The sequence below is a fragment of the Novosphingobium colocasiae genome (assembly GCF_014652555.1).
GTDB classification, from domain to species: Bacteria; Pseudomonadota; Alphaproteobacteria; order Sphingomonadales; family Sphingomonadaceae; genus Novosphingobium; species Novosphingobium colocasiae.
In genome coordinates this window covers 1-26,224 of the sequence record NZ_BMZA01000020.1, presented here as the reverse complement: position 1 = coordinate 26,224, position 26,224 = coordinate 1, and the positions used below count along the sequence as shown (strand labels likewise).

Here is a 26,224-nt window from a genome sequence, read left to right as displayed (position 1 = left end):
TCACGCCGCCAAACACCGATCGAGCTCGGGACACACCAGAGCGGCGGGCTCGTGAATAACCCGGGCTAGGGGGACGAAGATTCTTCAAAGGCCAACTCGCCACTGGACAAACCTGACGGCCCGTGTCATCCTTGACAAGATGTCAGCTTAATGCTGCAGATGAGGAGTCGCTGTGGGAAAATGCGTGCCAGCGCATGCCCGGCGAGTGGAGAAAGGCGATAAATGAGTGAGCTAGATTCCCCGACTGCCAAAGGCGGCAGTCGCCAAGGCCTTCCGAAATATATCGCGCATTTCGTGGTGCGGACTTCCCGATTTGCGGAGTCAGTTTCATGGTACAAGGCGTTCTTTGATGCTGATGTGGTGTATAGTCGGGATGGCCTGACCTTCCTCACCTGGGACGACGAACACCACCGAATTGCTATCATTGGTCAGCCCGATCTCGCCGATTTTGCCAAGAATGTGGCTGGCGTCGATCACGTTGCTTTCTCGATGCCGGACCTCAACGATCTTGTCGCGGCGTATAAGCGGCTCAAGAGCGCTGGAATGACGCCGACCTACTCGATCAACCATGGCCCTACTACATCGCTCTATTACACCGATCCGGACGGTGTCATGGTCGAGCTTCAGGTCGACAATATAGCGTTCCCCGGCGGTGCACGCGCCTTCTTTGATAGCAAGGAGTTTACCGAGAATCCGATCGGCGTCTTTTTTGACCCCGACGAGTTAGCAGCGCGCGTGGAAGCGGGCGAAGACCATTTGCAGCTTCTTACCCGCCCCGCCGGTCCGGTTCCGGCGATAGCTTGAGGGGTAGCCCGGGCGCACTCCGGAAGTAGCGCGGCGCGCAGTCTGCATCCGCATCAGACATCATTGCACTTTCGCGCTTGCGAGAAAAGGTCGTTAGGGGGAGGTCCAGGCATGGGTTATTCGCGCGTTCTCGAACCTGTGATGTTCAATCGGCTCGAGGTGAAGAACCGTATCTTTCGTTCGGCGCATGGAACCTATCTCGGGCGTGGCACGATCGACGATGCAGACATCGCCTATCATGAGGCACGGGCGAAGTCGGGAGTGGGGTTGATCACGCTCGACTATACGGTCGTCCATCCTTCGGCCGGTTCCTTGCCGGCGATACATGCGTGGGACGACGCAATTATCCCTCGCTTCAAGGCGATCTCCGACGCGCTGCACCGCCATGGATGCAAGGTATTCGCCCAAGCGGCGCATGGCGGGATGCACTGGCCGCACATCAACGGTTCGCCTGCAATCTCAGCCTCGGATTTGGCCAGCCCTTGGGGGCCGGTGCCGCGGGAGATGAATGAGGATGACATCGAAGAATTGGTGGCGGCCTTCGGATCCGCGGCGCGGCGGATGCGCGATGGAGGGCTGGACGGAGTGGAAGTCCATTTCGGCCATTCCTATCTGATCCATCAATTCCTTTCGCCGACGACCAATATCCGCACTGATCGATATGGTGGACCGCTCGAGAACCGCTTGCGCTTCGGACGTGAAGTGTTGCGCGCGGTGCGGGCGGCGTGCGGCGACGATTTTGTAGTCGGAATACGTCTGTCCGATAGCCACGCCACCAACGGCCTTTCTGTCAATGACTGTGAGGAGATCGTGCGATCGCTGGCGCAAGAGCATCTGATCGATTTCATTAACGGTTCGATGGGATCGTATCATGATCTTGCGTCAATGGTGCCAGCGATGGATGCGCCAATGGGCTGCATGCTGCCTTCATCGGGGCCTATTGTCTCGGCTGCCAACGATTTTCGTAATGTGGTTCGAATGGTCGCTGGGCGCTTCCAGACGCTCGAGGAGGCGGATCAGCTGATCCGCGATGACGTTGCGGACATGGTTGCGATCGTCCGAGCCATGATCGCGGATCCCAACGTCTTCTCCAAATCCGTCGCTGGCAAGGCCGATGAGGTTCGCCCCTGCATTGGCTGCAACCAAGCTTGTGTCGCTGGTGCGACATCAGGATCGGGGCTTGCCTGCACGGTCAACCCGGCGGCCGGGCGCGAAGCGCATTTATCCGAGGATCTGATTGTTCCCGTGGCAGAACCGCTGAAGGTCGTGGTCGTCGGTGGCGGGCCAGCTGGGCTTGAAGCTGCGCGGCTTGCCGCAATCTCAGGTCATGACGTGGTGTTGTTCGAGGCGTCGGACAGATTGGGCGGCGCGATCAATCATGCCAAGCGCGCCCCCAATCTGCGTCCGATCGGCGATATCACCTTGTGGCTGGAGCGGGAGGTCTATTCGCTTGGTGTCGACGTTCGGCTCTCGACTTACGCCGAACGCGAAGAAATTCTTGCCGAGGAGCCCGATGCGGTCATTATCGCGACCGGCTCGCAGCCAAGAATGGACGGGTGGTCTGCGGACATTCCCGGTGAGCCGACGCGCGGCACGTCGGAATCGAATGTTTATTCATCGTATGAGATTTTCGATCTGCCGCGCGAGAAGCTGGGCGCGACGGCGGTGGTTTATGATGATGTGGGACATTACGAGGCTGTCGCAGTCGCGGAGTATCTGATCAAGGCGGGACTGTCGGTAACGTTCATAACGCGCCATTCGATGTTCGCACCTAAGATGGAGCCAACTGCCCGGAACGCACCGGCGCTGAGGCGGCTGCGCGAGGGTGACTTCACGTTGGTGGTGCGAGGCAAGCTGGTCGAGATTTGCCAGGGTAACTGCACCTACGGATATCTTGAAGGCCGGCAGATTGTGACGATCCCGGCCGATACGGTCGTGCTCGTCTCGAACAACCGCTCGGTTACTGATGTGCACAAGAGCCTGCTGTCTCGCAATGCCGCGCCCTCCTTTTCACTCCAGCTCGCTGGCGACGCGCTGTCGCCGAGGGATTTGCAGGCCGCAATCCGCGAAGGCCATATGGCGGGGCGCTTTCTTGAGCCGGTAGTGAAGCCGGCAATCGTGACAGTGTAATAGCCAAGACCGACGGAATAATAAGGAAGAGCTTATGAAGATTGCGCGGTTCGAGGCGCGCGAGGGCGTTCGCCTGGGTGTGGTAGAAGCTGAATACATCACGTCCATCACCGATCGCATCGCCGGCGCGCCGGCCGAGATGATCGAGCTGATCGAGCGCTGGTCCGATCTGAAGGAGGCTGTCTCCGCGCTTCCGCGCGCGGCCGATTACGCGATCGCGGATGTGACTATGCTCGCACCGGTGCCGCGCCCTGGAAAGATCATGGGCATCGGGCTCAATTATGCGGATCATGCGGCCGAAGCCGGCCTGAAGCCGCCCGAGCACCAGATATGGTTCACCAAGGCCGTCACCGCGGTGACGGGTCCCTATGCGCCGATCGAACGGCCACTCGCTTCGATGGCGCTCGATTACGAAGCCGAGATGGTAATGATCATAGGCAAGAGGTGTCGGCACGTCTCGCGGGAGCAGGCGGAGTCGGTCATTTTCGGTTTTTGCGTGGGTAATGACGTCAGCGTTCGCGATTGGCAGCATCGCAGCGGGCAGTTTGCGATCGGCAAGTCATTCGACACGCACGCCCCGTTCGGCCCCTACATTGTCACCGCCGACGAAGTCGACGTAAGTGCGCTCGACATACGGTGTCTGGTGAACGGTGAAGAGCGCCAGCATTCCAACACCAGCCATCTCATTTTCGACTGCTTTGCGCAGATCGAGCATCTGAGCCAGGCGATGACGTTGGAACCTGGCGACGTGATTTACACCGGCACGCCAAGTGGTGTCGGGGCCGTGATGGCTCCGCCCCAATGGCTCGTGCCAGGCGACCGCGTGCGGGTTGAGATCGAAAAGCTCGGTCATATCGAGAATGTCGTTATCGCCGAGCCCGCCGCATAGCGGCTCGGCGCGACAAGATTGGAGGAAAGAGTGGGGAGCCAGCATTTCGAAGAGAAGGCAGCCTGCGCGGCGCTGATCACGGCGTTCGCATATTATGTCGATCGTCGTATGTACCGTGAACTGGCCGATTTATTCACAGAAGATGGCAGCTTCCAGCGGCCCGGTCTTTCGGTTCGCAGCCGCGAAGAACTGTTTGCATCGATGTCGGCGCGCACGACGGAAATAGAAACACGGCATGTCTGCACAGCGCCGATGTTCACGTCGATCTCGGACGATCGGGCAGAGGCGGTCACCTATTTCATGATGTTTCAGGCCGCTGGGGTCGAAACCGGGCTGCCATCGTTCGAATCGCCTGCGGCGGTTGCGGAATACCGTGACACCTTTGCGAAGACCGATGACGGGTGGCGGATAGCATCTCGAGTTGGTGTGCCCGCCATGATCCATAAGTCATTGGTTTGAAGGCGGAGCATTTTCAGATGACAATGAAGGATAAGGTTGCCATCGTCACCGGGGGCGGCACCGGCCTCGGTGCTGCGGTCTGCATAGGCCTCGCGGAGCGCGGCGCTCGCGTCGTGATCAATTACTCGCGCAGCGCAGACGAGGCGGAGGCAACTGCCCAACTCTGTCGCGAGCGCGGCGCTGAGGCGATCACGGTCGCCGCCGATGTGGGCGACGATGCCGCCTGTCGCAATCTCGTGCAGACAGCCGTCGAGAAATGGGGTCGGCTCGATGTGCTGATTAACAATGCGGGTCGCACGAAGTTCGCGGCGCCCAACGATCTCGATGCGCTAAGCGCGGACGATTTTCTGGATATCTACCGAATCAATGTAGTCGGCGCTTATCAGATGATCCGTGCGTCCGCGCCGCATTTCCGCAGCAACGGCTTCGGCGCGGTGGTCAATGTCTCCTCCTTGGGCGGCCTGATAGGGATTGGCACTTCGATGGCTTATGCATGCTCGAAGGGCGCTCTCAACACCATGACGCTATTTTTTGCCCGGTCGCTCGGTCCCGAGATTCGCGTCAACGCGGTCTGCCCTGGCTTCATGGCGACGCGGTGGTTCAGCGACCCGCTAGGTGAAGCAGGGTTGCAAGAGTTGATCGAGGATCAGGAGCGCTTGACCCCTCTGCGTCGCGCAGGAACGCCGGAGGATATAGCCAAGGCGATCATCTTCCTGGCCGACGAAGGTAGCGAACACATTACCGGGATAACCTTGATATCGGATGCGGGCATGCACTTGGGTACGCTGCCCGATGTAAAGCGTAATTAACGTCTCGCTGGAAGAACAACCCGGCGGGCTTTAGCAGGATATTTTATGAACCGATTGTTGATGGCGGGAAAAACGGCCCTCGTTTCAGGCGGATCGAACGGCATCGCGCGCGCGCAGGCGGAACTGTTCGCCAGCGAAGGCGCGAAGGTAGTGATCGGTGACATCGACGATGTGGCCGGAGAGCAGGTCGCCGCGGACATTCGCAAAGCTGGCGGCTCCGCCCTCTACGTTCATCTCGATGTCTCTTCCGAGCGGAGCTGGGTTTCAGCCGTGGCGACGGCGATGGATGCTTTTGGTGGCCTCACGACATTGCTCAACACCGCCGGCATTTACCGTATGGCTTCGATCGATGACGAAAGCCCCGAAGGTTTCCTGCGGATGGCCACGGTCAATCAGCTTGGCGTGCTGCTTGGCATGAAAAGCGCTCTCCCAGCGTTGCGTGCATCGGGCAACGGAGCAATCCTGAATATGGCGTCGGCCGCTGCGGTCCGCGTGTATCCCGAGCAGATCGCTTATTCAGCGAGCAAAGCAGCTGTGAAGTTGATGAGCCAGACAGCGGCCAATGAGAACGGCCGCTTTGGGGTACGGGTGAACAGCATCTATCCCGGGCCCGTAAAAACCGGGATGCTCAAAGATGCGACGCGGGAGGTCCTCGATGCAGCGCTTTCGACGATGCCACTCGGTCGAATGGCGACGCCAGAGGACATTGCTTACGGTTCGCTGTATCTTTGCTCGGATCTGGCGATCAATGTCACGGGGGCTGAGCTTGCGATCGATGGCGGACTCCTAACGCGTTGATGAGACGCCGTGTCTATAAATTGACAATCAGTCAGAATATGGCCATATCGTTCCGTCGCCTCGCAGTCCACCTATGGTGGGTCAAGGCGTGGCATGGAGAGGCAAGCCCATCGGCGGCCATTTGAGAGGATAGAAACGTGGCGTTGCAAGATCCTTCAGAAACCGGTTTTCAATACGAGATGGTCCCCGTAGTGCTCGAGCGCGCTCGGGCATTGCGACCGCTCCTCGCCAAAAATGCCTCGGCACATGAAGAACTGGGCGAACTCAAGCCCGAAGTTATCGCCGCGCTCGATGAAGCAGGATTGTTCCGCATGTCGGCTCCGCGTCGTTGGGGCGGGCTGTGCATCCCGTCGGAAGCTATGGCGAACGTTTCGCGCGAGCTTGCGAAAGGCTGCCCGTCGACCGCATGGGTTGTCTCGATCATCAATTCTTGCGTCTGGATCGCCTCGACGATGGCGCCTTCGATGCAGGAAGTCATCTTCGCTGATGGCGTCCCGCGGATTTGCGGACCGAGCAACGGCGCAGGCACAATCGAACAACGCGACGGCAAATATGTTGTAAATGGCAAATGGGCATATGGCTCGGCCTCGCACCACGCGAAATGGGCAATGGTGCCGGCGGCCGGCGAGAACGGTCAGATGAACATGGTCCTGCTGCCAATGGATAAGGTGGAGATCGAGCAGACCTGGCGCGTGACCGGCATGAAGGGAACCGGTTCGGACACGGTGGTCGCGCTCGACATCGAAGTGGGTGCCGATCAATTTTGTGAGATTACTTCCAGTTCGGTCGGTGTGGCGCTCGACGAATCGAAATACGTGCGAGAGGCATCCGACTATTGGGTAGGTTTTCCGCTCTTGCGTGCCAAGGCGCTAGGGGTTTTGCTCGGGACAGTCGAAGGCCTTTTGGAGTCGGTCATCGAAATTAAGGACCGGCCGATGATTTACTCGACCTACGCTCAGCGTGGCGATTCCAGCGTTTGGCAGGCGGGGGTCGGCGAGGCCGCAGCGAAGCTTGGTGTAGCGCGCTCGATTGTTGACAAACACAACCGGCACAATGATCAGGTTGCTAGTGAGGGCAGGACCCTGACCTATTCGGAGCGTGCCGTCTGCCGGGGCGAATGTGCTGTCGCGGCCGAATTGCTGGTGCAGACGGTCGATGATTTGATGGATCTCGCTGGCTCCTCAGCTTTCTCGCTCAAGACGACGTCGCAGCGTTATTGGCGCGATTTCAGCATCGGCATGCGCCACATAATTTTCAACACCAAGTTGGGCTATGAAGTATTCGGCAAGCAGATCCTGAATGTCGAGCCAAACGTGGTCGGCCCCGACCACGTGTAAATTAGCGGAAGGACTGAGCCGGCGATGCAAACGGTTGAGCTGTCGCATTACCGGTCGACGGATGCGCGAGTGTAATCTGATCATGGCGGCTCAGCCAATTCGTGTCGAAATAATTGGCGCCGATTTAGAACAGCGCTGGGCCAACGCTTCGCACGTGCCGGCTTTAACGGTTGATCGCGACTTTGATCCTGTTGCGGTGGGTACGCAGACTGAGAGTTCGGCCCGCGTGCCCACCGAGCAATTTGGCGGGCCGCACGCCGTCAACGACACCCAATCGTTAGCCGAGCATCCCGATGTGGCTATAGTCGGCGAATCGGCCAAGGTTCCCTGCCACAGGAAACTGGTTCAGTTCGCCTTTGATACGGGCAAAATGATTTCATGCGTATGGCCGCGTGCCCACGCTGTCGACAGGATGTGCTATTGGCGGTGGGAGATAGGCGCTCTCCTCGTCAATTCAAACAACCGACCCACCACAATGGTGGGGTTGCAGCTTTTCGGCGCGACTGAAGGCGATGCCACGCATTGGCCTGAGGCGGTAACGCCGGAATACGCTTGCGCACCCGAGATGCCAACCGGCCGATCTCTCAATATTGCCCGGGCTTTTTTTGCGGTGTCGCGTGCTGGAAGCAATTGAATACGCCGTAGCGTAAAAAGGGACTTTTGCATGGATTTTTCATATTCGGCCAAGCAGCGGGAGTGGCTCGATCGCCTGACGCGGTTCATGGACGATCATGTTTATCCCAATCTCGCAACCTATGAGCGGCAGGTGGAAACATCGGGTGATCGCTGGCAGATTCCGCCGATCGTCGAGGAGCTCAAGGTGCGCGCGAAGGCGGCCGGCTTATGGAATATGTTTCTGCCCCCTTCGGAGCATGAGAGCGACGATTATCGTGGCCCTGGGCTTACCAATCTCGAATATGCGCCGCTCGCGGAGTTGACCGGGAGGGTTGAGTGGGCGCCTGAGATATTCAATTGCTCGGCGCCGGATACGGGCAACATGGAAGTCCTGATCCGCTATGGTACCGCCGCGCAGAAGAAAAAATGGCTGGCGCCGTTGATGGCGGGTGAACTGCGGTCGGCTTTTCTCATGACTGAACCTAACGTGGCGAGCTCCGACGCGACCAATATTGAGACGTCGATCGTGCGTGACGGTAGCGAGTGGGTGATCAATGGTCGTAAATGGTGGTCGAGCGGGCTAGGCGACCCACGGTGCAAGGTGGCCATCGTAATGGGGAAGACGGATACCTCCGCTGCGACCCATTCTCAGCAATCGATGGTTCTGGTGCCGCTCGATACGCCGGGCATCAAGCCGCTGCGTATGCTGAATGTGTTCGGTTGGGACGACGCTCCGCACGGGCATGCCGAAGTGGTGCTGGACAATGTCCGCGTACCCGCGGAGAACGTCATCCTTGGGCCGGGCCGCGGCTTCGAGATTGCGCAGGGTCGCCTTGGGCCTGGCCGTATTCACCATTGCATGCGGACGATCGGTGCGGCGGAGGTCGCTCTGGAGAAGATGGCCAAGCGGCTGCTTTCGCGGCATGCTTTTGGTAAGCGTATCGCCGATCATTCGGTGTGGGAGGCGCGGATCGCGGATGCGCGGATCGACATCCAGATGGCTCGCTTACTGACGCTGAACGCCGCCGACCGGATGGACAAGGTCGGAAACAAACAAGCGCTGCTCGACATCGCCATGATCAAGGTGGCCGTCCCTCGCCTCGCCCTGAAGGTGATCGACGAGGCGATCCAAGCGCATGGTGGCGGGGGTGTATGTCAAGACTTTGGCCTCGCGCGCTCTTATGCGTGGATACGCGCGCTGCGGCTTGCTGATGGTCCGGACGAAGTGCATCAACGTGCAATCGCGCGGATGGAATTCAGGCGGCACGGTACTGAGGCATGATATCGCGAGACGCAGACATTGCGGCAGTCGAGTTCGCCTCAGGGGACGGCGACATCCATCGGATCGATGGTCCAAAGCTTGAAGCCTATCTGATTGCCAATCTCGACGGATTTCACGGAGCGCTGACCATCAGGCGCCTGAAGGGCGGCGCTTCCAATCCGACATACCTGCTGACCGAAGACGACGGCGCAGCAGTACGGCGCTATGTGCTGCGGAAGAAGCCGCCGGGACCGCTGCTTGCCTCTGCGCACCAGATCGAGCGAGAGTTTCGCGCGATGGCGGCGCTCCGAGGGACCAACGTGCCTGTTCCCGTTGCTAGGCTCCTCTGTGAGGATCCGGAGGTCATCGGCACGTCATTCTATATCATGGATTTCCTTGAAGGTAGGATCTTTCACGATCCGCGCCTGCCGGGCATGGAAGCGGCGGAGCGAACGGCAGTCTACGACGGTCTCGTCGCGGTCATGGCTCAGCTTCACCTCGTCGATTTTGGCAAGGCAGGGCTGGGCGATTTCGGTCGTCAGGGGAACTATTTCGCGCGCCAGCTGGCGCGCTGGACCAAACAGTACCGGGACGCCCAGACGGCATACATTCCCGCGATGGAGGAGCTGATCGCCACACTACCCGCCTTGGCGCCGATCGACGACGTGACCGTGGTTGCGCATGGTGACTTTCGGCTCGAGAATATCATGTTTCACCCAACCGAACCGCGACCGATCGCCTTGCTGGATTGGGAACTCGCGACGCTCGGCAATCCGCTTGCGGACCTTGCCTATGCGTGCATTGGCTATCACGCTGATATTCAGTGGTTCGGAACGCTCCACGGCGTCGACTTCGCTGCCTCCGGCATTCCGAAGGAAGAGGAGTTTGTGGCGGCCTATTGTCGGCTCACCGGGCGTGGGAGGATCGACAACTGGAATTTCTACGTGGCGTTCGCGTTGTTCCGTCTCGCCTCTATCGCCCAAGGCGTTTTCCGTCGCGGGCGCGACGGAATTGGAACGGGTCATCTGGGCGGCGAGCGGAACGCCGCGCCGCAAATCGCGGCTTATGGCCTCGCCGCGTTGACGGGAGATAAGGCTTGGTAAAAATCTGAACTCTGACGCAGGAATTGGGAGAGACGGGATGAGTGAGCAATTTTCTCCGCTTGAGCAGGAGATCGTCGATCTGGAGCGGAAGCTCGAGAATAGTGTCAACGGTGCCTTCAATGAGGACCCCGGCGATGCGCTCAAATATTTTGACACAATCAAGATGCGATTTTTCGACGTAATGCCGCATGAGGGTGGACATTATGGCGGACTTGAGATCCCGTCCGATCATTTCGTTGCGCATTGGTACAAGATCGCGCCGATGTTCGTGGGCAAGATCCAGTTCTTGTCCCTCCAGCCGCATGCCTGCGGCGACGTCGGCTTCGTGTCGATGATCCAATATTATAAGGGCCGGACCAGAGACGGGCAGGAATTCGAGATGGCACTGCGCGCCACAGACGGGCTGCGCAAACGCGATGGCGAATGGAAGATCGTTCACGAGCACCTGTCCTTCCCGATTGACATGACGACTCGCGAGGGGCAGCCGACACTGTGGCGCCCGTGAGAACTGCGAAAGGAGAGGGTGCCACTACAATGCAGAGGCAAGCGTGCTGAATGGTCGCTCCACGGCACTGCAGGCCATCGCCGGCCATAACCTGAAGGGCATGCTTGCCGTCGTGACCGGTTCGGGCGGGATCGGTCGCCAGGCAGCGCTGGCACTGGCGGCGGCAGGCGCGGAGGTCGTCTTGGGCGGACGCCGCGCCGCCGACCTTCGTCAAGCTGAGGCGGAGATTGGCGCTGCCGTGCCGGGAGCGATCGTCGAAGGCTTGCCGCTGGATCTGGAAAGCCCCGCCTCGGTGGAACATTTCGCACAAGCCGTGCTCGGACGCGAACGCCCCGTTTCGTTCCTCGTCGCCAACGCAGGTGTCGCGGCGTGCCCGCAGTCATTTAATGAGCTGGGCGTAGAGCGGCATTTCGCGACCAACGTGCTCGGCCACGCATTACTGACAGCCCTGCTCGTGCCAGCGCTGCGTGCGGCGAGCGCGGCGCGGATCGTCTGTCTGACATCGAGTGCGCATCAGTTCACCCCGGTCGTCTTTGACGACATAAGTTTCAGGCACCGGCTCTACGACCGGTTAATCGCCTATGCGCAGTCCAAGACGGGATGCGTCCTGTTGGCCGTACATCTCGGCAGCCAGCTGGCTCAATATGGAATTACGGTGCACGCAGTTCACCCCGGGTTGGTTCAAACTGACATCATGCGCCATCTGAGCGATGAGGACCGCCTCTCTATCGCAACGATGCAGGCGGGGATCCAACCCAAGACGGCGGCACAAGGGGCTGCGACCGTCATATGGGCGGCGGTGGAGCCCAGGCTCGCGGGCCAACCCACACGCTATCTCGAAGACTGCAGCGTGGCGCCCCTGATCGATTTCCCGATGGGGAATGACTATGGCTACGGCGTGATGGCGCATGCATTGGATTTCGAGGCGGCGGCTCAGCTGTGGGCCTGGGCGGAAGGCACGCTATCCCGCGATCTTAATTTATAGAATGGCGAGGCCGCCTAATAGTACGGCCCAGTGATGGAGAGATAACGTGATCAAATTAGTCTCTACAATGAAACGACGCGACGGGGTCACTCGAGACGAGTTCAGATTCTATTACGAGACGACGCACCGACTGCTCGTAAAGTATTTCGCCCACAACATTATGGACTATCGGCGAAGCTATCCCCGCCCCGACCTGGCCGAAATCGTGGGAATGTACAGTGACCCGAACACGCCGGAGCACGGACGTAGTTTCGATGTATTGACTGAAATCTGGTTTGAAGATGCCGAAGCCCTTTTGCGGACCTTCGAGATCATGGGCGATCCAGAAATCCGCAAAATCTTTGAGGAAGACGAGGCGCGCTTCCTCGATCGCGCTTCGATCCATGTGACGATTTGCGAGGAGGAGACAGCCTGTGAGCAATTAGGCGAGGCAACGAATCGACTTATGGCCAGTTGATCTATTCGAGCACAAATTGTCTGAGCCATGACGACAGCCGCACTCGAGCTCGACATCAATCTCAACGATCCGAACCATCTGGCGCCGCAGTGGGTTCCACTGCGGCGGACGGCGTTACGATCGTCGTTCCTTTGGGCTTTGAAATACGGGGCCCACGTGCTCCGGTGCCATTAGCCTGATCTCGTGACCGCGTGCCGCAAACAAGCGCCCCATAGATTGAATCTGCGCCGAGCTGTCAATGTTCGCTGAGCGTTCAACGCCACGCGCGAAGGGATCCGCGTCATGCGCGAGGAAGGCGGATACACGATGACCAAGCCCGCGCTACCGGGCTTGTGCGCGAACTGCCGTCACGCGGACCACGGTAGATCTCCATCGCGCTTGGGCCGGTCAGCACCGACATGGGGCCCTACGTCGATTAAGTGCACAGCATCATGGCACTGTCGCAGCCTATGGCGCGCCGGAGGAGGTCACAGCATTGGGGTCATTCGTCGCCGAAGCGGAAAATGATTTCATCACCGATGCTAAGATTGCCGCCGATAGCGGCGACGCTATACGAATTGGGAAACGCACGGGGGATATCATGACGCTGCCCAGCACGACCTTCATCGAGACGCACGAACTGGCTAGTGCTTCCAGCTATCAAGCGATAAGGGAAGTACTAGCAAGGTGGAATCATGCCATCTCATATGGCGATGTGGACGGCTTTCTAGGCTGCTTCGATCCCAATGGCCGGCTCGTCATCGAGGGGGCTGCTCCGCTTTGCCGGATAACGGGGCATGCCGAGCTGCGGGCTTGGTTTCGTGGTGAAGGATGGCAGTCCGGACCTGTGCGGGCCTGGATTAACACGCCTTTGATCAGATTCGCGGGTCCCTCGGCGACCGTCCGGGCCGCGGCGCTGCTCATGCAGCCGTGCGGCAACGCCGGGGTCGCGGCCTTCACGGCGTCGATACAAGATCGTCTTCGACTGCGGGATGATGGTTGGCGGCTCTCCGAACGTCGGATTGTGGCGGATGAGGCGGTTGCCGATCCCGAATGGGTGCGCCAGGCAATTGCCGCGAACATGCTTGGGGGGGTGCTCATCCCACCACTGGAATGGCCGGATGCGCAGGGTGACTGCAATGCTGATCAGGCAATTGACTATGAGTTGATCCAGCAAACTCAAGCAGCCTACAATCTTGCTTGGGACGGGTGCGATGCCAGGTGGTGGGCGTCGCTTTTCACTGAAGACGGTGTGTTCCGGGTCGAGGGTGTGGACCATCTTTACGAATCAGTCTCGTGGCACGCGACCGCCATGCCGACGCGCTATCAAGGTCGTGCAGCATTGCTCGCCTTTGCGGAGGCTGCCAATATAGGAAAATCGCCGGAACGCGAGCGGCACTGGAACAGCGTCCCGGTCGTCACCTTATCCGGAGATCGCGCCACCGCTTATGTCCCAGCGATGACCCGCACGGCGGGAGGCCGCGACACGGGCACACCGCTGGTAACGGTGTTTTATCGAGACCGTCTCAGGAAGGTCGGAGGGCAATGGCTCTTCGAGGAACGCGTGGGGAGTACGGAAATTCCGCGCGCTGACCGTGCCGATTTGGAGAGCCGGCTGGCTCTTTCGACCTTCTAAACCGCCGGTTGAAAGATGATATCTATGCCCCACCCTTTATCCTACCCGGTCGCGTGCATGCTCGTCGCGCGGGCGAATTTGGCGCTAGAGCAGAGCGACACATCGACTTGGCTCTCCTATTTCACGGCGGACGCAGTCCTTAGCATGGTAGACAGCAAGGGGGAGGAGAGGGTGTACCGCGGGAAGCGGTCGATGGCCACCTATGCGGATCATAGGCGCGAACGCATCGGCGGCTTCGCGCATCTCTGGATGAACAGTCCGATCGTTGAGGGCGACGCAACCCAGCTGTCAGTCCGCAGCTTGATTGTTGCAACCGTCATCGGCACCCATCCTGTCAATTTTGCAACCGGTCTGTGCGAAGACAAGCTGGTTCGCGAGGACGGCGCTTGGCTGATAGCTGAGCGACGCCTCCGCCTCGATCAAACCGGGCCCGGACGAGAGCAGGTGCGTTAATAGTGGCCTGCTGCCGGTTTGGCGGACACCGAGATAGGCTTATTCAGGCTACACCAGCTTCCATTTCGAAGTCGATGGGGCTGAGGTAACCCAGGGTCGAGTGCCGGCGGGTCGGGTTGTAGAAGCATTCGATGTAATCGAACACGTCTGCCTTCGCCTGAGCCCTCGTTCGGTAGACCTTCTTCCCGATCCGCTCGGTCTTGAGCGAGGAGAAGAAGCTTGCCATGGCGGCGTTATCCCAGACATTGCCGGACCTGCTCATCGAACAGGTGACGCCGTTGTCGGTCATGAGCCGCTGGAACTGCTCACTGGTGTACTGACTGCCCTGGTCCGGATGGTGAAGCAGGGCGTCGGGTTTCCCGCGCCGCCAGATCGCCATGATGAGCGCATCGGTGACGAGCTGGGCCGTCATCGAGCTGCTCATCGACCAGCCCACCACTCTACGCGAGAACAGGTCGATGACGGCGGCAACGTACAGCCACCCTTCCGCAGTCCAGATATAGGTGAAATCCGCCACCCATTTCTGGTTGGGCCTGTCGGCCGTGAACTGGCGGTCGAGCACATTGCCGGCGATGACCGAGCGGTCGCCATGGTCCTTCGGCAGCCCACGGCGGCGTGGCCGCGCCCGCAGGCCCTGTACGCGCATCAGGCGCTCGACCCGATGCAGGCCGCAGGACACGCCATCGGCCAGAAGGTCGTGCCACACACGGCGAGCGCCATATGTGCGATAGCTACCGATGTGACTGGCCCTGACCTTCGCGCCGATCTCGTCATCCTCGCGGGCACGTCGCGACGGCGCACGGGTGAGCCAGGCATGAAAGCCACTGCGCGAAACACCGAGCGCCTCGCAAAGCCATGCCACCGCCCAGATCCCCCGGTTTTTCGCGATGAAGGCGAACTTCATATCGAGTCCTTCGCGAAGTAGGCGGCGGCTTTTTTTAGGATGTCCCGTTCCGCTTTCAGCTTGGCCACTTCGCGGCGCAGCCGCTCTATCTCCAACTGCTCGGGCTTCATCTGGCCATGGCCGGGAAAGGCGTCTCGGGGGTCAGCCGTGAACTCCCGGACCCATTTGCGCAGCACATTCTGGTGGATGTCGAGATCGCGCGACGCCTGCGCCACACTCACCCCGCGCTCGCGGACCAATCTTACCGCCTCGAGCTTGAACTCGCGGCTGAACTTCCTTCTCTGCATTGATGCTCTCCGGTCGATGAAAACACCTTATCTCGGTGTCCACCAAACCGGCAGCAGGCCACAGTCCTAGAATTTGAGATCAACCGCAACGCCGTATGTGCGCGGCGCCCCAGGGATGCTGGGATAGCCGTCGGGTCCTGCTTGTTCATAGACTTCTGTGTAGTAATGCGTCTTCGTCAGGTTTGCGCCCCAGATACGGATCTGAGTGTCGCTGTTGGGGAAATGGTAAGCGATCGACGCATCGATCAGGATATAGTCGCGCTGCTTCAGCAGGTTGTCCGGTTCCCAATAATAGCCTCCGTTATAATTCGCATTCCCGCTGAGTGTGAGTTGGCCTTCGCCGAGCGGAATGTCGTAGCTGAAGTTGGCCACGCCCGCGAATTTCGGCGCGCGCGGCATGCGATTGCCGCTCGCACTACCCGCGCAGATATCCACATTGCCGCCGTTGGCGGGATCCGTGTTGAGGGTTGCTGGCGCGGTGCAGCCCGGGACCGTTGGCAGTCCCGACGGGCCTGTGACCAGTTGCGTGTTTTGCACGACGAACGGTGCATTTTCGAACGTACGGAAGCGCGCGTCCAGGTAAGTCGCGCTAACCTGCAGACGCAGCTGGCTGGTTGCCGCGAATTCGGCTTCCAACTCAGCACCACGCGACCGCGCGGACTTGGCGTTGGCAAGCGAGATGAACGTGGCACGGACGAACGAGACCTGCGGGTCTTTGATGTCGTTCCAGAACACCGCGCCGTTCAAGCGCAGGCGACGATCGAACAACTCGCTTTTGAGGCCGATCTCGTAAGCTTCCACCGTCTCGGGATCAATTGCCGTGCCGCTGACTGGGATCGTCTCATAAACGCCTGCCTTGTAGCCCCGGCTGACAGACGCGAACACCATGACATCGTCATTCACCTTATATTCGAGCGCGCCGCGCCATGTCAGCTTCTTGAAGGTTGTCTTGCCGCTAACGTTGGGACCCTGAACGAGTATCGGGCTGCCCCCCACCGACGGCCGCTCGGGATTAGGCCCTACGCCCGTGACCTGTTGATAGCCGAAGGTCGACGGCTTATCGATCGTGTAGCGCGCTCCCAAAGTCGCGTTGAACTTTCCGGCGAGCGGGAAGGTGGCCTGACCGTAGGCCGAATAAGACTTCATCTTATCAACGCCGAAAAGATTGACGTTTACGCCGGGGCCGCCAAACCGCCCGCCCTGGAACGATGTCGGATAATAGCCATCGGTCGCTCGGAAATAATATAGCCCTGTAACCCAGTTTATTTTTGATTCCGGGTTGGAAAGGAGCTGGAGCTCTTGTGTAAACTGCCGTGCACGGTTGTCGAGCTGGACAACGAAATCGGGAATCGGGATATAGTCTGCATCATAGCTATAATAGCTCTTCGTGCGTCTATATGATGAAATGCTCGCGAAGCGGGCAAAGCCCAGCTCTTGGTCAAGTCTAATCGTCGCCGAATATGTCTTATTCGTGTAAACATTGTCCTGGGTCTGCTGAATGTCATAGAAGGACAGGGGCGCGTAGATGGTTGGGGGCAATCCCGCTGGGTTGCCTTGAGTTGTGCCGCGGACGGGATTTCCGAACGGAATATTCGTGCGCGACCGAAGATAGTCGACCGAAAGCGTTATCTTCGTGTTGTCGCTCACTTCGGCGACGATCTTCGACCGCACACCGTAGCGCCGGCCGAACCCGGTGTCACGGTTGAGCGTGACGTTCGTGCCCCAGCCATCACGCTGCTTGTGATAGAAGGCGGCGAAATCGGCAGCGATACCATTTGCGATGCCGCCCGACAGATAGACCGACGTATCGATAGTCTGGTAGTTCGAATAGCCGAGAGATACTTCAGCGGTAGGCTTGGCTGTGGGGCTGCGGGTTACGATGTTGATAAGACCGCCGGACGAGTTCCGACCGAAAAGAGTCCCCTGCGGGCCTTTCAAAACTTCTACACGCTCGATGTTCGTTAAAGAGAACATGTCCGAGACTGGCCGCGCTACGTATACGCCGTCGATATAGACTGCCGCGCTAGCCTCGTTGCCGGCCGCGCTAGTGGTATTGCCGATACCGCGGATGAAAGTGAGCAACGGACCGTTGCCCTGATTGATCGTGACCGACGGTGACGCCTTGGCAATTTGAACTAAATCCGCCACGCCAGCCGTCCGTAATGCCATCGGTGAGACTACGCTGACCGACACCGGGACGTCCTGCAAGCGCTCCTCGCGGCGCTGGGCGGTCACGACTATTTCGTCCAGGCGGGCTTCTCCGGTGCTCTCTGCAGCCGCAGGTTCAATCGCACTCGTGCCGCTGGGCACTTGCGCGAGCGCGGGCATGGCCGCCGCCGAAGCGAGCGACGCCGAGATAAGATGCCAGTATGCTTGAAAGCTCTGCACGTATTTCTCCCCCTTTGATCACACGAATTTTTGCCGTGCTATCTCAAATATTTGACAATGATGAATTTGACCGTGCTTCGTAGCTGTCAGAGAAAAAATTTTCGAAAATTATCTTGCCTCTCCGATACGGCTTATAGCGTAAAGCGAACCGGTAAGCTTTCGAAGCCGCGGGAATTGTATCTCGATAATAAATCAGGTTGATCGACGAGAATTTTGACATCGATGGCGGCAAAAATTTGTACCGTCGCTTTTTCAAATTTCGTCTTGGCAAGGATATTGCCGATGCAGTTATGAAATCCGGAACCGAAGGTGAGTGACTCTCTCGTGCGCCGCAAATCCCAAGCATGTGCGGCGGTCGTGCCGGTGCCACGGGCTATAACGGCCTGGCAAACCGCGAGCAGCTCGTCATGGTTTAACCGGGCGGACGAGAGGAGCTTGTCGGCATTGCCGGGCCTTACGTCGGCTTGGCGCTTAACAATCCAGGTGCGCTCGCGGCCGCTCCAGCAAAATAGCGCGATGTCCGAGAGTGTGCTCAGTGGCTGCCACGGGCGGCGCAGGAAATCCTCGTCGCCGAAATCCACGTCAAGGCTCGGTTCGGCCACGATAGCGTGCACTTAAAAGCCTCACTGGCAAACAGTCGGCGTCGCCTAGTTTCGCAGTCTTCCGCTGCCGCTTTCGACCTTTGTCTTTCTACATAGCTATCGTCTGACGGAGTGTCAGTCCACAAACTTTTACGCGGTGCCAGCGTGCAACGAAGAATATGGGATTATCGACGATCTATAGGACTATACTATCGATTCCAATCAAACTTTGTATTTGACCAAGGCCGTCGGAGAGGGGAAACGGAAGTGCCAACAGCGGATGGAAACGGAGCAGGAGCCGTGGTGCCCGCTGCGTTAGACGGGGCAGGAGAGACGTTTTGTGGAGTTTCGAAACAGAGCCGGAGTTTCAACGCGAGCTCGATTGGATCGATGAATTCGTAAGGGCCGAAGTCGAACCGCTCGATTATATCCTTGGCAGTCAGTGGAACATTCACGCACCTGCATTCCAGCGGTTGATACGGCCGCTGCAGGCGAGGGTCAAGGAACGCGGGCTGTGGGCGTGCCATCTCGGACCCGCTTTGGGAGGGCGCGGTTTTGGACAGGTCAAGCTTGCGTTGATGAACGAGCGATTTGCTCGGTCGCGCTTCGGGCCGATCGTGTTCGGCGCGCAGGCGCCCGACACCGGTAATTCCGAAATCCTCGCGCATTTCGGAACGGAAGAACAGAAGGAGAAATTCCTCAAGCCGCTGCTCGCGAATGAGATCGTCTCCTGTTTTTCCATGACCGAGCCTCAAGGGGGCGCGGACCCGATGGTTTTCACCACGTCGGCCGTCGAAGATGGCGATATTTGGGTGCTGAACGGTGAGAAATGGTTCGCATCAAACGCTCGCTTCGCGGCCTTTTATATTTTCATGGCGGTAACCGACCCAGAAGCGCCGCCGCATAAAAGGATGTCGCTCTTTTTGGTACCGGCGGACACCCCTGGCATCGAGATCATCCGCAACTACAGCTTTCATGGCGAGGCCGAAGAGTCGCATGGCCATATCGGCCTGACAAACGTGCGTGTTCCGCGCAGCAGCATGTTAGGCAGGCGCGGCGAGGCGTTCGCGGTTGCGCAGGCTCGGCTCGGCGGCGGACGCTTGCATCATGCCATGCGCGTGGTGGCGGAAGCGACAAAGCTGCTGGAAATGATGTGCGAACGGGTTGTATCGCGCGAGACCAAGGGCGAGCTGCTGGCAAGCAAGCAGATGGTGCAGGAGAAGATCGCGGACAGCTGGGTCCAGCTACGCCAGTTCCGGTTGCTAGTACTCGAGACCGCTTGGCTAGCCGACACCGGCAAGGATTGGAAAGCGATCCGGACGAACGTAGCGGCGGTCAAAGCGATCATGCCCAGCATACTCCACGACATTGCCCAGCGTGCCCTTTATTTGCATGGTTCTCTAGGGCTCTCGACGCAGATGCCCTTCTCGGCGGCGATCATCAACTCTTACCATGTCGGCCTTGCCGATGGGCCGACCGAGGTGCACAAAGTGACAATCGCAAGGGAGGTCCTCAAGGGCGTCACCCCATCGACCACGCTTTTCCCAAGCTATTTGCGCCAAACCCGGGAAGACCATGCGGCGGCGCTATACCGCGATCTGATAGACTAGGGGATATCGGACATGTTCGACAAACTCGATTTCAGCGGTAAGACCGTGCTGGTCGTCGGCGGCGCCAGTGGAATTGGAAACGGTATAGCGAGGGCATTTCTGGGCCAAGGTGCGGAGGTTCACGTCTGCGGAACCCGCGGCAGCGCGGCGGACTATTCTGGAGACGATGATCATAGTCTTGAAGGCTTGCGCTACCATCAGCTCGACGTACTCGATCCGACTGCAGTCGAGAGATTCGTGCCGGAGCTCGCTCGTCTCGACGTTCTGGTCCTCAGCCAAGGTCTGGTGATGTATAATCGGGAAGAGTTCAAGATCGCCAACTTCCGGAATGTCCTCGAGGTCAACCTAACCAGCCTAATGGATTGCGCCGTCAAGTTTTTCCCTTTGCTGGAGGACGCGAAGGGCTCGCTGTTGATCGTCAGTTCAACCGCTGCCTTCCATTCGACGAAGGGCAATCCGGCCTATAACGCATCCAAGGCCGGCGCGGTCGGGTTAACGCGGACGCTGGGAGAGGCATGGGCGCCGTCGGGTGTCAGGGTAAACGGCATCGCGCCGGGTATGACTATCACCAAGCTGACGAAAGTCACGACCGAGCATCCGACTCGCGCTGCGAAGTTCTTGGAGACTATCCCGTGCGGTCGCTTCGGCGTCGCGGAGGATATGGGGGGCGTCGCGCTCTTTCTTGCCTCACCGATGGCAGGCTACATATATGGCCAGACAATCGTGGTCGACGGTGGGTTGACCCTGTGACAAAAACCGCCGTCATCTCGACATCAGTTGATTATGATCGGCTTTCGGCGTGGATGGATGCCGAAGGGCTCGACCGGGGCCCGATCGTCGACATCGTGCCGCTTGCAGGCGGCACTCAGAATATGATCCAGCGCTTTCGGAAAGGCGGGCGGACATTCGTGCTCCGCCGACCTCCGAGCTATTTGCGCGCAAATAGCAATGATACGATGCTGCGCGAAGCGCGTTTGCTTTCCGCCTTGCGCGGGACCGATGTGCCCCATCCGGAGCTGATCGCCGTCTGTCCGGACCAGGATGTGCTTGGCGCGGTATTCTATTTGATGGAAGCGGTGGAGGGCTTCAATGCGACTGTTGGCTTGCCCAACCTCCATGCCTCGAATGCCAATATCCGCCATCAGATGGGGCTTTCCCTGGTCGATGGTCTCACCGCGCTCGAACGCATCGACCATGTTGAGCGCGGCCTTGGCGACCTAGGCCGGCCGGACGGTTTTCTCCAGAGGCAGGTACCACGCTGGTTGCGACAGTTGGAAGGATACGCCTCTGTCGACGCTTGGCCAGGCAGGGCCGCTCTACCTCATGTCGACGAGATAGCGACATGGCTGGAGACGCATAGGCCCGATGGGTTCGTCGCGGGCATCATGCACGGCGACTATCATTTTGCGAATGTCATGTTTCGCGACGACGGACCGGAACTCGCCGCGATCATCGACTGGGAATTGGTGACGATTGGCGATCCTTTGCTGGATCTGGGCTGGCTGCTTGCGACCTGGCCAGATGTCGACGGGCGGATTGGGCTGGTGTCGGTCGAGCCATGGAATGGCTTTCCATCACGGCACGCGCTCGTCGAGCGTTATAAGGAGCGCTCGGACCGAAACACGGAGGCGATCAACTGGTATGCCATACTCGGCTGTTTCAAGCTGGCAATCATTTTAGAAGGAACGTTTGTGCGGGCCTGTGATGGGGCGGCGCCGCGCAAAACGGGGGACGACTGCCACGCATCTGCGGTCAGGTTGCTCAACCGCGCGCGGGCGTGGATGAGATGGCCAGTTATCGGATGATGGACCGCTGCATCGTGCCATGCCGCTACTGGCAAGTTGATGCATAAGGATATGGAAGAGGAGGGTGTTATGACAACGATCGATCAAGCTTTTCACGAGTTCAAAGGCCATTTGGCGACATCGAAAGCGGCAGAGGAGCTTATCGCGGCCGAGCTTGATCTCGAGCATATCTACAACACTACCCAGCAGATGAATGCAGGCCTGGAAGCGTATTATAATCATGAGGGGCATGTCCGCTTTTTCGATGTGATGGGCCCGAAGTTCGAACAGGCCGGCGAGGATTTTCTCAAACACTGGATGGCCATGGGGCCGCAATTCCAGGCGGACGGTTTCAGCCTCAATTTTGAGGAAATGCAGGCCTACGCGAGTGGAGATGTCGGCTTCGTTTCGATGATTCAGGTCCACCGCGGGGGCAAGGATCCGGAAGGCAACCCCTATGTATTCCGTTTTCGCGTAACCGACGGGATGCGGAAGATCGACGGAAAATGGCGGATCGTCCACGAGCATCTCTCGTTTCCCATCAACCTGAATGACCGTACGGCTTACGGCGTGGGTTCAGTCTAGACACGGCTGCGCTCCGACGGCCTCAGGCGATGATTTGCCAACCAATTCACGCGGGCTGTGTCCGGCCCGCGCGTATTTGCCGGTTGTTTGGCTTACCACGATGCCCATATCAGGGAATGCGCCGCTGACATATTGTCAAAAATATGACGGGCGTTTGTGCGCCAGTTTTTGATGAGGCTTTACCCCTGTGGGACGCTTGCGCTCGGTGCTGTCGCGAAATTTGAACAAATTGAGCTAAGCGGATGGAACGGAGTACCGCGTCGGACGGCCGGCAACCCAATCGTCATGCTCGAGGAGCCGTTGTTTGCGACCAAGCGTGCGCTGAAGCGTGCCGGCATGAGGATTGAGAACATCTATCTCTATGACGTGGGCGAAACTCTCGCACCTGTGCCGCTGGCGTGGTCGAAGCGCTCAACGACGATCCTGACCGTTTGAATATCTGTAGCGGCGCGATCGCGCTTGGCTACGTGCCCGGCGCCTCGGATGAGAAGCTAATGGCTATGCTAATTCACGGGCTGTGCGCTCGAGGTATTCGCTACGGATTGCAGGCGATGTGCGAAGTTGGCGGTGTGGTGAATGTTAAGACTGTCGAAGCGCTCTAACGTGATACTGGGAGATATGTCATGAAGCTGAATAGTTCTGTCGCCGCCGTTGTAACCGGTGGGGCATCAGGGCTCGGTCGCGCGACGGCGGCAGCCCTTGCCGAAAAAGGGGTCAAGGTCGCGATCTTCGACCTCAACGTCGAGGAAGGAGAGGCGTTCGCAGCTGAAATTTCGGGCACATTTTGCGCGGTGAACGTAGCGTCGGACGAGCAGGTCGACGCGGCCTTCCGCAAAGCCCGAAAAGCGCACGGCCAAGAGCGCATATTAGTTAACTGCGCCGGTATCGGCGGACCCGCTAAGACGGTTAGCCGCGCTCGGGACACTGGCGCTCTGTCGCACTTCCCGCTCGATCTGTTCGAGCGGGTCATTCAGGTCAACCTGATCGGCACGTTCCGAAGTGTCGTTAAGTCAGCAGTCGGGATGGCGGCACTCGATCCGCTCGAGGAGGGGCATCGCGGCGTCATCATCAACACGGCGTCGGTTGCCGCCGAAGATGGTCAGGTCGGGCAGGCGGCCTATACGGCGTCAAAAGCGGCGATCGTCGGTATGACTCTGCCGGTAGCACGCGATCTTATGAGCGAGGGAATCAGGATCAACACGATCCTGCCGGGGATATTCTCAACGCCGCTGATGATGACGGCGGGAGACAAGGTCGTTGATGCGTTATCCGCCATGGTGCCGTTCCCGAAGCGTCTCGGTCGCCCCGACGAATATGCGGCGCTTGCCCTGGCTATGATCGAGAACGACTATTTCAACGGCGAAGATGTCCGGCTGGATGGCGGTATCCGGATGGCGCCTCGCTGATACCGGCGCGCTGCGCCATTTCCGTTTAAATGGGAGAGTTTGATGATCGCCGACTTCAAGAATCTAATCTATGCGGTCGAGGACGAAATCCTAACAATTACCTTGAACCGCCCCGAAGCGTTGAACGCTCTGAATCTTATAATGGCGAAAGAGCTTGTCCGCGCCTTCGACTTGGCAGACGCTGATGACGGCGTGAAGGCTATCATCGTCACTGGCTCGGGGAGGGCCTTTTGCGCCGGCGCCGATCTGTCGGTAGGCGATGACAGTTTTACCGCCGCTCGGGTAACCAAAGGCGCCGATGGACGCAGCGACTATTCAGACGAGTCGGTTCGCGATTGGGGAGGGATTATAGCCCTCCGAATCTTCAGGTGTCTCAAGCCGGTCATTGCCGCCGTCAACGGCGCAGCGGTCGGCATCGGGGCCACGATGCAATTGCCGATGGATATTCGCATCGCTAGTACTGGCGCGCGTTTCGGGTTCGTTTTCGCAAAGCTCGGCATCGTGCCGGAGGCAGCGTCGTCCTGGTTCCTCCCTCGTATCGTGGGGATTTCTACGGCGCTAGAATGGTGCTATTCTGGTCGGGTCATGCCGGCGCAAGACGCCTATGCCGGGGGACTGTTACGATCTCTGCATGCGCCTGATGACCTCATCTCCGCAGCGCGATCGCTTGCGCGGGAAATCATCGATAGCGCCGCTCCTGTGTCCATTGCGCTGACGCGGCAGCTTATGTGGCGTATGATGGGCGCTGTCGATCCGATGGAGGCGCATCGCATCGACAGCCGAGCGATCGTGACGCGAAGCCAATCCGCCGACGCGCGCGAGGGCATCGCAGCTTTTTTGGAGAAGCGGTCGCCCAACTTCGCCGAACGACCGTCGTGCGATATGCCCGATTTCTTTCCCTGGTGGGATGAGCACAGCTATTCCTGATTTTTAACGCTGTCTGTCTGCAGGGCGACGGATATCAAGACTCACTGATCACGAGCCTGCGCTCCTTCGCGCAGCCCGATGGACGTGACGTAAGACCGTATGTCCGCCTCGGCACGTGAGGTGGCTCGCCCTACACTACGTTTCCGAGGGTTACTCGGACTGGCCGAGCCGATCCTCATCGCAGGAGGACGAGCCGTGGGCCATCATACAGAGGTTTTTGTCGGGATCGATGTTGCAAAGTCACGGAATGCGATCGCGATTGCTGATTGCGAACGTGAAGGCGAAGTTCGGTTTTTCGGTGAGGTTGACGCTGCGCCGGATGCGATGCGGCGAGTGGTGCAGAGGATTGTCGACAAGCACGGGCGAGCCCATTTTTTTATGAAGCCGGGCCCACTGGGTACGGCCTTTATCGCCTGATCACGGCCATGGGGCATCCATGCGATGTCGTCGCACCATCGTTGATCCCGAGGAAGCCTGGTGACAGAGTGAAGACCAATAGGCGCGATGCGATCGGCTTGGCCAAGCTGCTTCGCGCGGGCGAGTTGACGTCCGTATGGGTGCCCGATGAGGTGCATGAAGCGATGCGCGACCTAGTTCGCGCTCGCGCTGCAGCGGTCGAAACCCAGCGCGTCCACCGCCAGCAGGTCGGCGCGTTCATGCTCAAGCACGGACGCATCTTCCCGCGCAAAACGGCATGGGGCGCACGTCACTTGCGCTGGCTGCAGGAGCAACGCTTCGACCACCCGGCCCATCAGATTGCGCTTCAGGAGTTGGTTGATGCGGTCCGAACGTCCAGGGAACGGATCGTGCGCATCGAGGCGGCGATCAAGGAATATCTGCCGAGCTGGTCCTTGGCGTCCGTCGTTCAGGCCCTCCAGGCCCTGCGCGGCGTCGAGCTTATTGTCGCCGTGACCTTTGCGACTGAGATCGGCGACATCCGCCGGTTCGACAGCCCGCGCCAGCTGATGGGATATCTCGGCTTGGTACCCAGCGAGCGATCGACCGGCGACTCAGTCCGTCGCGGCGGGATTACCAAGGCCGGTAACGGGCGGGTCCGCCATATGCTCGTGGAGAGCGCTTGGACCTATCGGCACCCGCCCCGCGTGGGCAAGGCGAAGCTTTATCGCCTTGAACAGACCACGCCCAAGGTGCGTGAGATCGCTTGGAAAGCCCAGAGCCGCCTGACCGCGCGCTACCGGTCACTTAGCGCCAACGGCAAGAAGACCACGGTCGTGTGCGCCGCGATCGCCCGCGAGCTCGCTGGCTTCATGTGGGCGGTCGCCCGGGAGGTCCAGCCCGCCTGACGATCACCAGCTCCCGCGCACAGGCGGAGGTGGGACCACGGCAGGGGAACATCCGTCAGACGCTTTGTGGCCGGCATCGCCGACGCCCGCTGTAAGATAGGATCAGCCCCGGACGCATAATCGGGAATGCGGTAGCCAACCCGCGCATCAGAGCTTGATCACCGACGTCTCGTAAGCGTGGCCCGAAGGCCGCCAGTTAGGCGGCCTCGGCGATCAGCGGCTGCTCGC

Annotated in this window: 24 protein-coding genes and 2 pseudogenes; 23 read left to right on the top strand and 3 right to left on the bottom strand. The window is 59.3% G+C overall.

The features are described 5' to 3' along the window. The first annotated feature begins 222 nt into the window (after positions 1–222). From IE122_RS16535 to IE122_RS16465, 15 genes are all read left to right on the top strand, one after another. Positions 223–804: a VOC family protein gene (locus IE122_RS16535; protein WP_189622361.1), complete on the top strand. Its 582-nt coding sequence runs from the start codon at positions 223–225 to the stop codon at positions 802–804. A 111-nt stretch (positions 805–915) separates the two neighbouring features. Next, the gene (locus IE122_RS16530; protein WP_189622360.1) at positions 916–2,934 is read left to right on the top strand and encodes an oxidoreductase; all 2,019 of its coding nucleotides are present in this window, start codon (positions 916–918) and stop codon (positions 2,932–2,934) included. A 34-nt stretch (positions 2,935–2,968) separates the two neighbouring features. After that, positions 2,969–3,823, top strand: a complete 855-nt coding sequence (locus IE122_RS16525; RefSeq protein WP_189622359.1) for a fumarylacetoacetate hydrolase family protein — start codon at positions 2,969–2,971, stop codon at positions 3,821–3,823. A 30-nt stretch (positions 3,824–3,853) separates the two neighbouring features. Further along, positions 3,854–4,282 carry a nuclear transport factor 2 family protein gene (locus IE122_RS16520; protein ID WP_189622358.1) on the top strand — a complete coding sequence of 143 codons (429 nt, stop codon included), beginning with the start codon at positions 3,854–3,856 and terminating at the stop codon, positions 4,280–4,282. Between the two features lie 17 nt (positions 4,283–4,299). Then, positions 4,300–5,091 (top strand): SDR family NAD(P)-dependent oxidoreductase, encoded by a 792-nt coding sequence (locus IE122_RS16515; RefSeq protein WP_189622357.1) that lies wholly within the window; start codon positions 4,300–4,302, stop codon positions 5,089–5,091. A 45-nt stretch (positions 5,092–5,136) separates the two neighbouring features. Beyond that, a complete protein-coding gene (locus IE122_RS16510; protein WP_189622356.1) occupies positions 5,137–5,889 on the top strand; it encodes an SDR family NAD(P)-dependent oxidoreductase in 753 nt (250 codons plus the stop codon). A gap of 137 nt (positions 5,890–6,026) precedes the next feature. Further along, on the top strand, positions 6,027–7,226 hold the full coding sequence (locus IE122_RS16505; protein WP_189622355.1) for an acyl-CoA dehydrogenase family protein: 1,200 nt from the start codon (positions 6,027–6,029) through the stop codon (positions 7,224–7,226). Positions 7,227–7,287: 61 nt separating this feature from the next. Then, positions 7,288–7,860, top strand: a complete 573-nt coding sequence (locus IE122_RS16500) for a hypothetical protein (RefSeq protein ID WP_189622354.1) — start codon at positions 7,288–7,290, stop codon at positions 7,858–7,860. 30 nt (positions 7,861–7,890) lie between these two features. Further along, positions 7,891–9,123, top strand: coding sequence for an acyl-CoA dehydrogenase family protein (locus IE122_RS16495; protein WP_189622353.1), 1,233 nt, complete (start codon positions 7,891–7,893; stop codon positions 9,121–9,123). Beyond that, entirely contained in the window at positions 9,120–10,205 is a 1,086-nt protein-coding gene (locus IE122_RS16490) for a phosphotransferase (RefSeq protein WP_189622352.1), read from the top strand. Before IE122_RS16495 ends, IE122_RS16490 begins: the two co-directional genes overlap by 4 nt. A 37-nt stretch (positions 10,206–10,242) precedes the next feature. Next, entirely contained in the window at positions 10,243–10,710 is a 468-nt protein-coding gene (locus tag IE122_RS16485) for a nuclear transport factor 2 family protein (RefSeq protein ID WP_189622351.1), read from the top strand. Between the two features lie 43 nt (positions 10,711–10,753). Beyond that, positions 10,754–11,695: an SDR family NAD(P)-dependent oxidoreductase gene (locus IE122_RS16480; RefSeq protein WP_189622350.1), complete on the top strand. Its 942-nt coding sequence runs from the start codon at positions 10,754–10,756 to the stop codon at positions 11,693–11,695. A gap of 46 nt (positions 11,696–11,741) precedes the next feature. Then, positions 11,742–12,152 carry an EthD domain-containing protein gene (locus tag IE122_RS16475; RefSeq protein ID WP_189622349.1) on the top strand — a complete coding sequence of 137 codons (411 nt, stop codon included), beginning with the start codon at positions 11,742–11,744 and terminating at the stop codon, positions 12,150–12,152. A gap of 475 nt (positions 12,153–12,627) precedes the next feature. After that, positions 12,628–13,767 (top strand): nuclear transport factor 2 family protein, encoded by a 1,140-nt coding sequence (locus IE122_RS16470; RefSeq protein ID WP_189622348.1) that lies wholly within the window; start codon positions 12,628–12,630, stop codon positions 13,765–13,767. Between the two features lie 15 nt (positions 13,768–13,782). Beyond that, the gene (locus tag IE122_RS16465; protein WP_308430424.1) at positions 13,783–14,220 is read left to right on the top strand and encodes a nuclear transport factor 2 family protein; all 438 of its coding nucleotides are present in this window, start codon (positions 13,783–13,785) and stop codon (positions 14,218–14,220) included. Between the two features lie 43 nt (positions 14,221–14,263). Here the strand turns inward: IE122_RS16465 and IE122_RS16460 are convergent. The 3 genes from IE122_RS16460 to IE122_RS16450 form a co-directional block, all read right to left on the bottom strand. After that, positions 14,264–15,411 (bottom strand): IS3 family transposase gene (locus tag IE122_RS16460; protein WP_189622346.1). Its coding sequence is split into 2 segments (ribosomal slippage): positions 14,264–15,153 and positions 15,153–15,411, totalling 1,149 coding nucleotides; the frame shifts between segments, so codons are not numbered across the junction. A 66-nt stretch (positions 15,412–15,477) separates the two neighbouring features. After that, complete coding sequence (locus IE122_RS16455; RefSeq protein ID WP_189622345.1) at positions 15,478–17,799, bottom strand: TonB-dependent receptor; 2,322 nt, start codon at positions 17,797–17,799, stop codon at positions 15,478–15,480. Between the two features lie 131 nt (positions 17,800–17,930). After that, complete coding sequence (locus IE122_RS16450; protein ID WP_189622344.1) at positions 17,931–18,401, bottom strand: cytochrome P450 family protein; 471 nt, start codon at positions 18,399–18,401, stop codon at positions 17,931–17,933. A 317-nt stretch (positions 18,402–18,718) separates the two neighbouring features. Here IE122_RS16450 and IE122_RS16445 point away from each other — a divergent pair, with 317 nt between their 5' ends. The 8 genes and pseudogenes from IE122_RS16445 (at position 18,719) to IE122_RS16410 (ending at position 25,996) form a co-directional block, all read left to right on the top strand. After that, positions 18,719–19,990 carry an acyl-CoA dehydrogenase family protein gene (locus IE122_RS16445; RefSeq protein ID WP_189622343.1) on the top strand — a complete coding sequence of 424 codons (1,272 nt, stop codon included), beginning with the start codon at positions 18,719–18,721 and terminating at the stop codon, positions 19,988–19,990. 12 nt (positions 19,991–20,002) lie between these two features. Then, positions 20,003–20,740 (top strand): SDR family NAD(P)-dependent oxidoreductase, encoded by a 738-nt coding sequence (locus IE122_RS16440; protein ID WP_189622342.1) that lies wholly within the window; start codon positions 20,003–20,005, stop codon positions 20,738–20,740. After that, the gene (locus IE122_RS16435; RefSeq protein ID WP_229814317.1) at positions 20,737–21,795 is read left to right on the top strand and encodes a phosphotransferase family protein; all 1,059 of its coding nucleotides are present in this window, start codon (positions 20,737–20,739) and stop codon (positions 21,793–21,795) included. The genes IE122_RS16440 and IE122_RS16435 overlap by 4 nt, the downstream gene beginning before the upstream one ends. 69 nt (positions 21,796–21,864) lie before the next feature. Then, complete coding sequence (locus tag IE122_RS16430) at positions 21,865–22,359, top strand: YybH family protein (protein WP_189622341.1); 495 nt, start codon at positions 21,865–21,867, stop codon at positions 22,357–22,359. A 264-nt stretch (positions 22,360–22,623) separates the two neighbouring features. After that, positions 22,624–22,961 (top strand): annotated as a pseudogene (locus IE122_RS16425) (hypothetical protein); the annotation flags it as partial. Between the two features lie 21 nt (positions 22,962–22,982). Continuing rightward, positions 22,983–23,765 carry an SDR family NAD(P)-dependent oxidoreductase gene (locus tag IE122_RS16420; RefSeq protein WP_189622340.1) on the top strand — a complete coding sequence of 261 codons (783 nt, stop codon included), beginning with the start codon at positions 22,983–22,985 and terminating at the stop codon, positions 23,763–23,765. A 42-nt stretch (positions 23,766–23,807) separates the two neighbouring features. Continuing rightward, positions 23,808–24,692: a crotonase/enoyl-CoA hydratase family protein gene (locus IE122_RS16415; protein ID WP_189622339.1), complete on the top strand. Its 885-nt coding sequence runs from the start codon at positions 23,808–23,810 to the stop codon at positions 24,690–24,692. Positions 24,693–24,887: 195 nt separating this feature from the next. After that, positions 24,888–25,996 (top strand): annotated as a pseudogene (locus IE122_RS16410) (IS110 family RNA-guided transposase). The last annotated feature ends 228 nt before the right edge of the window (positions 25,997–26,224 follow it).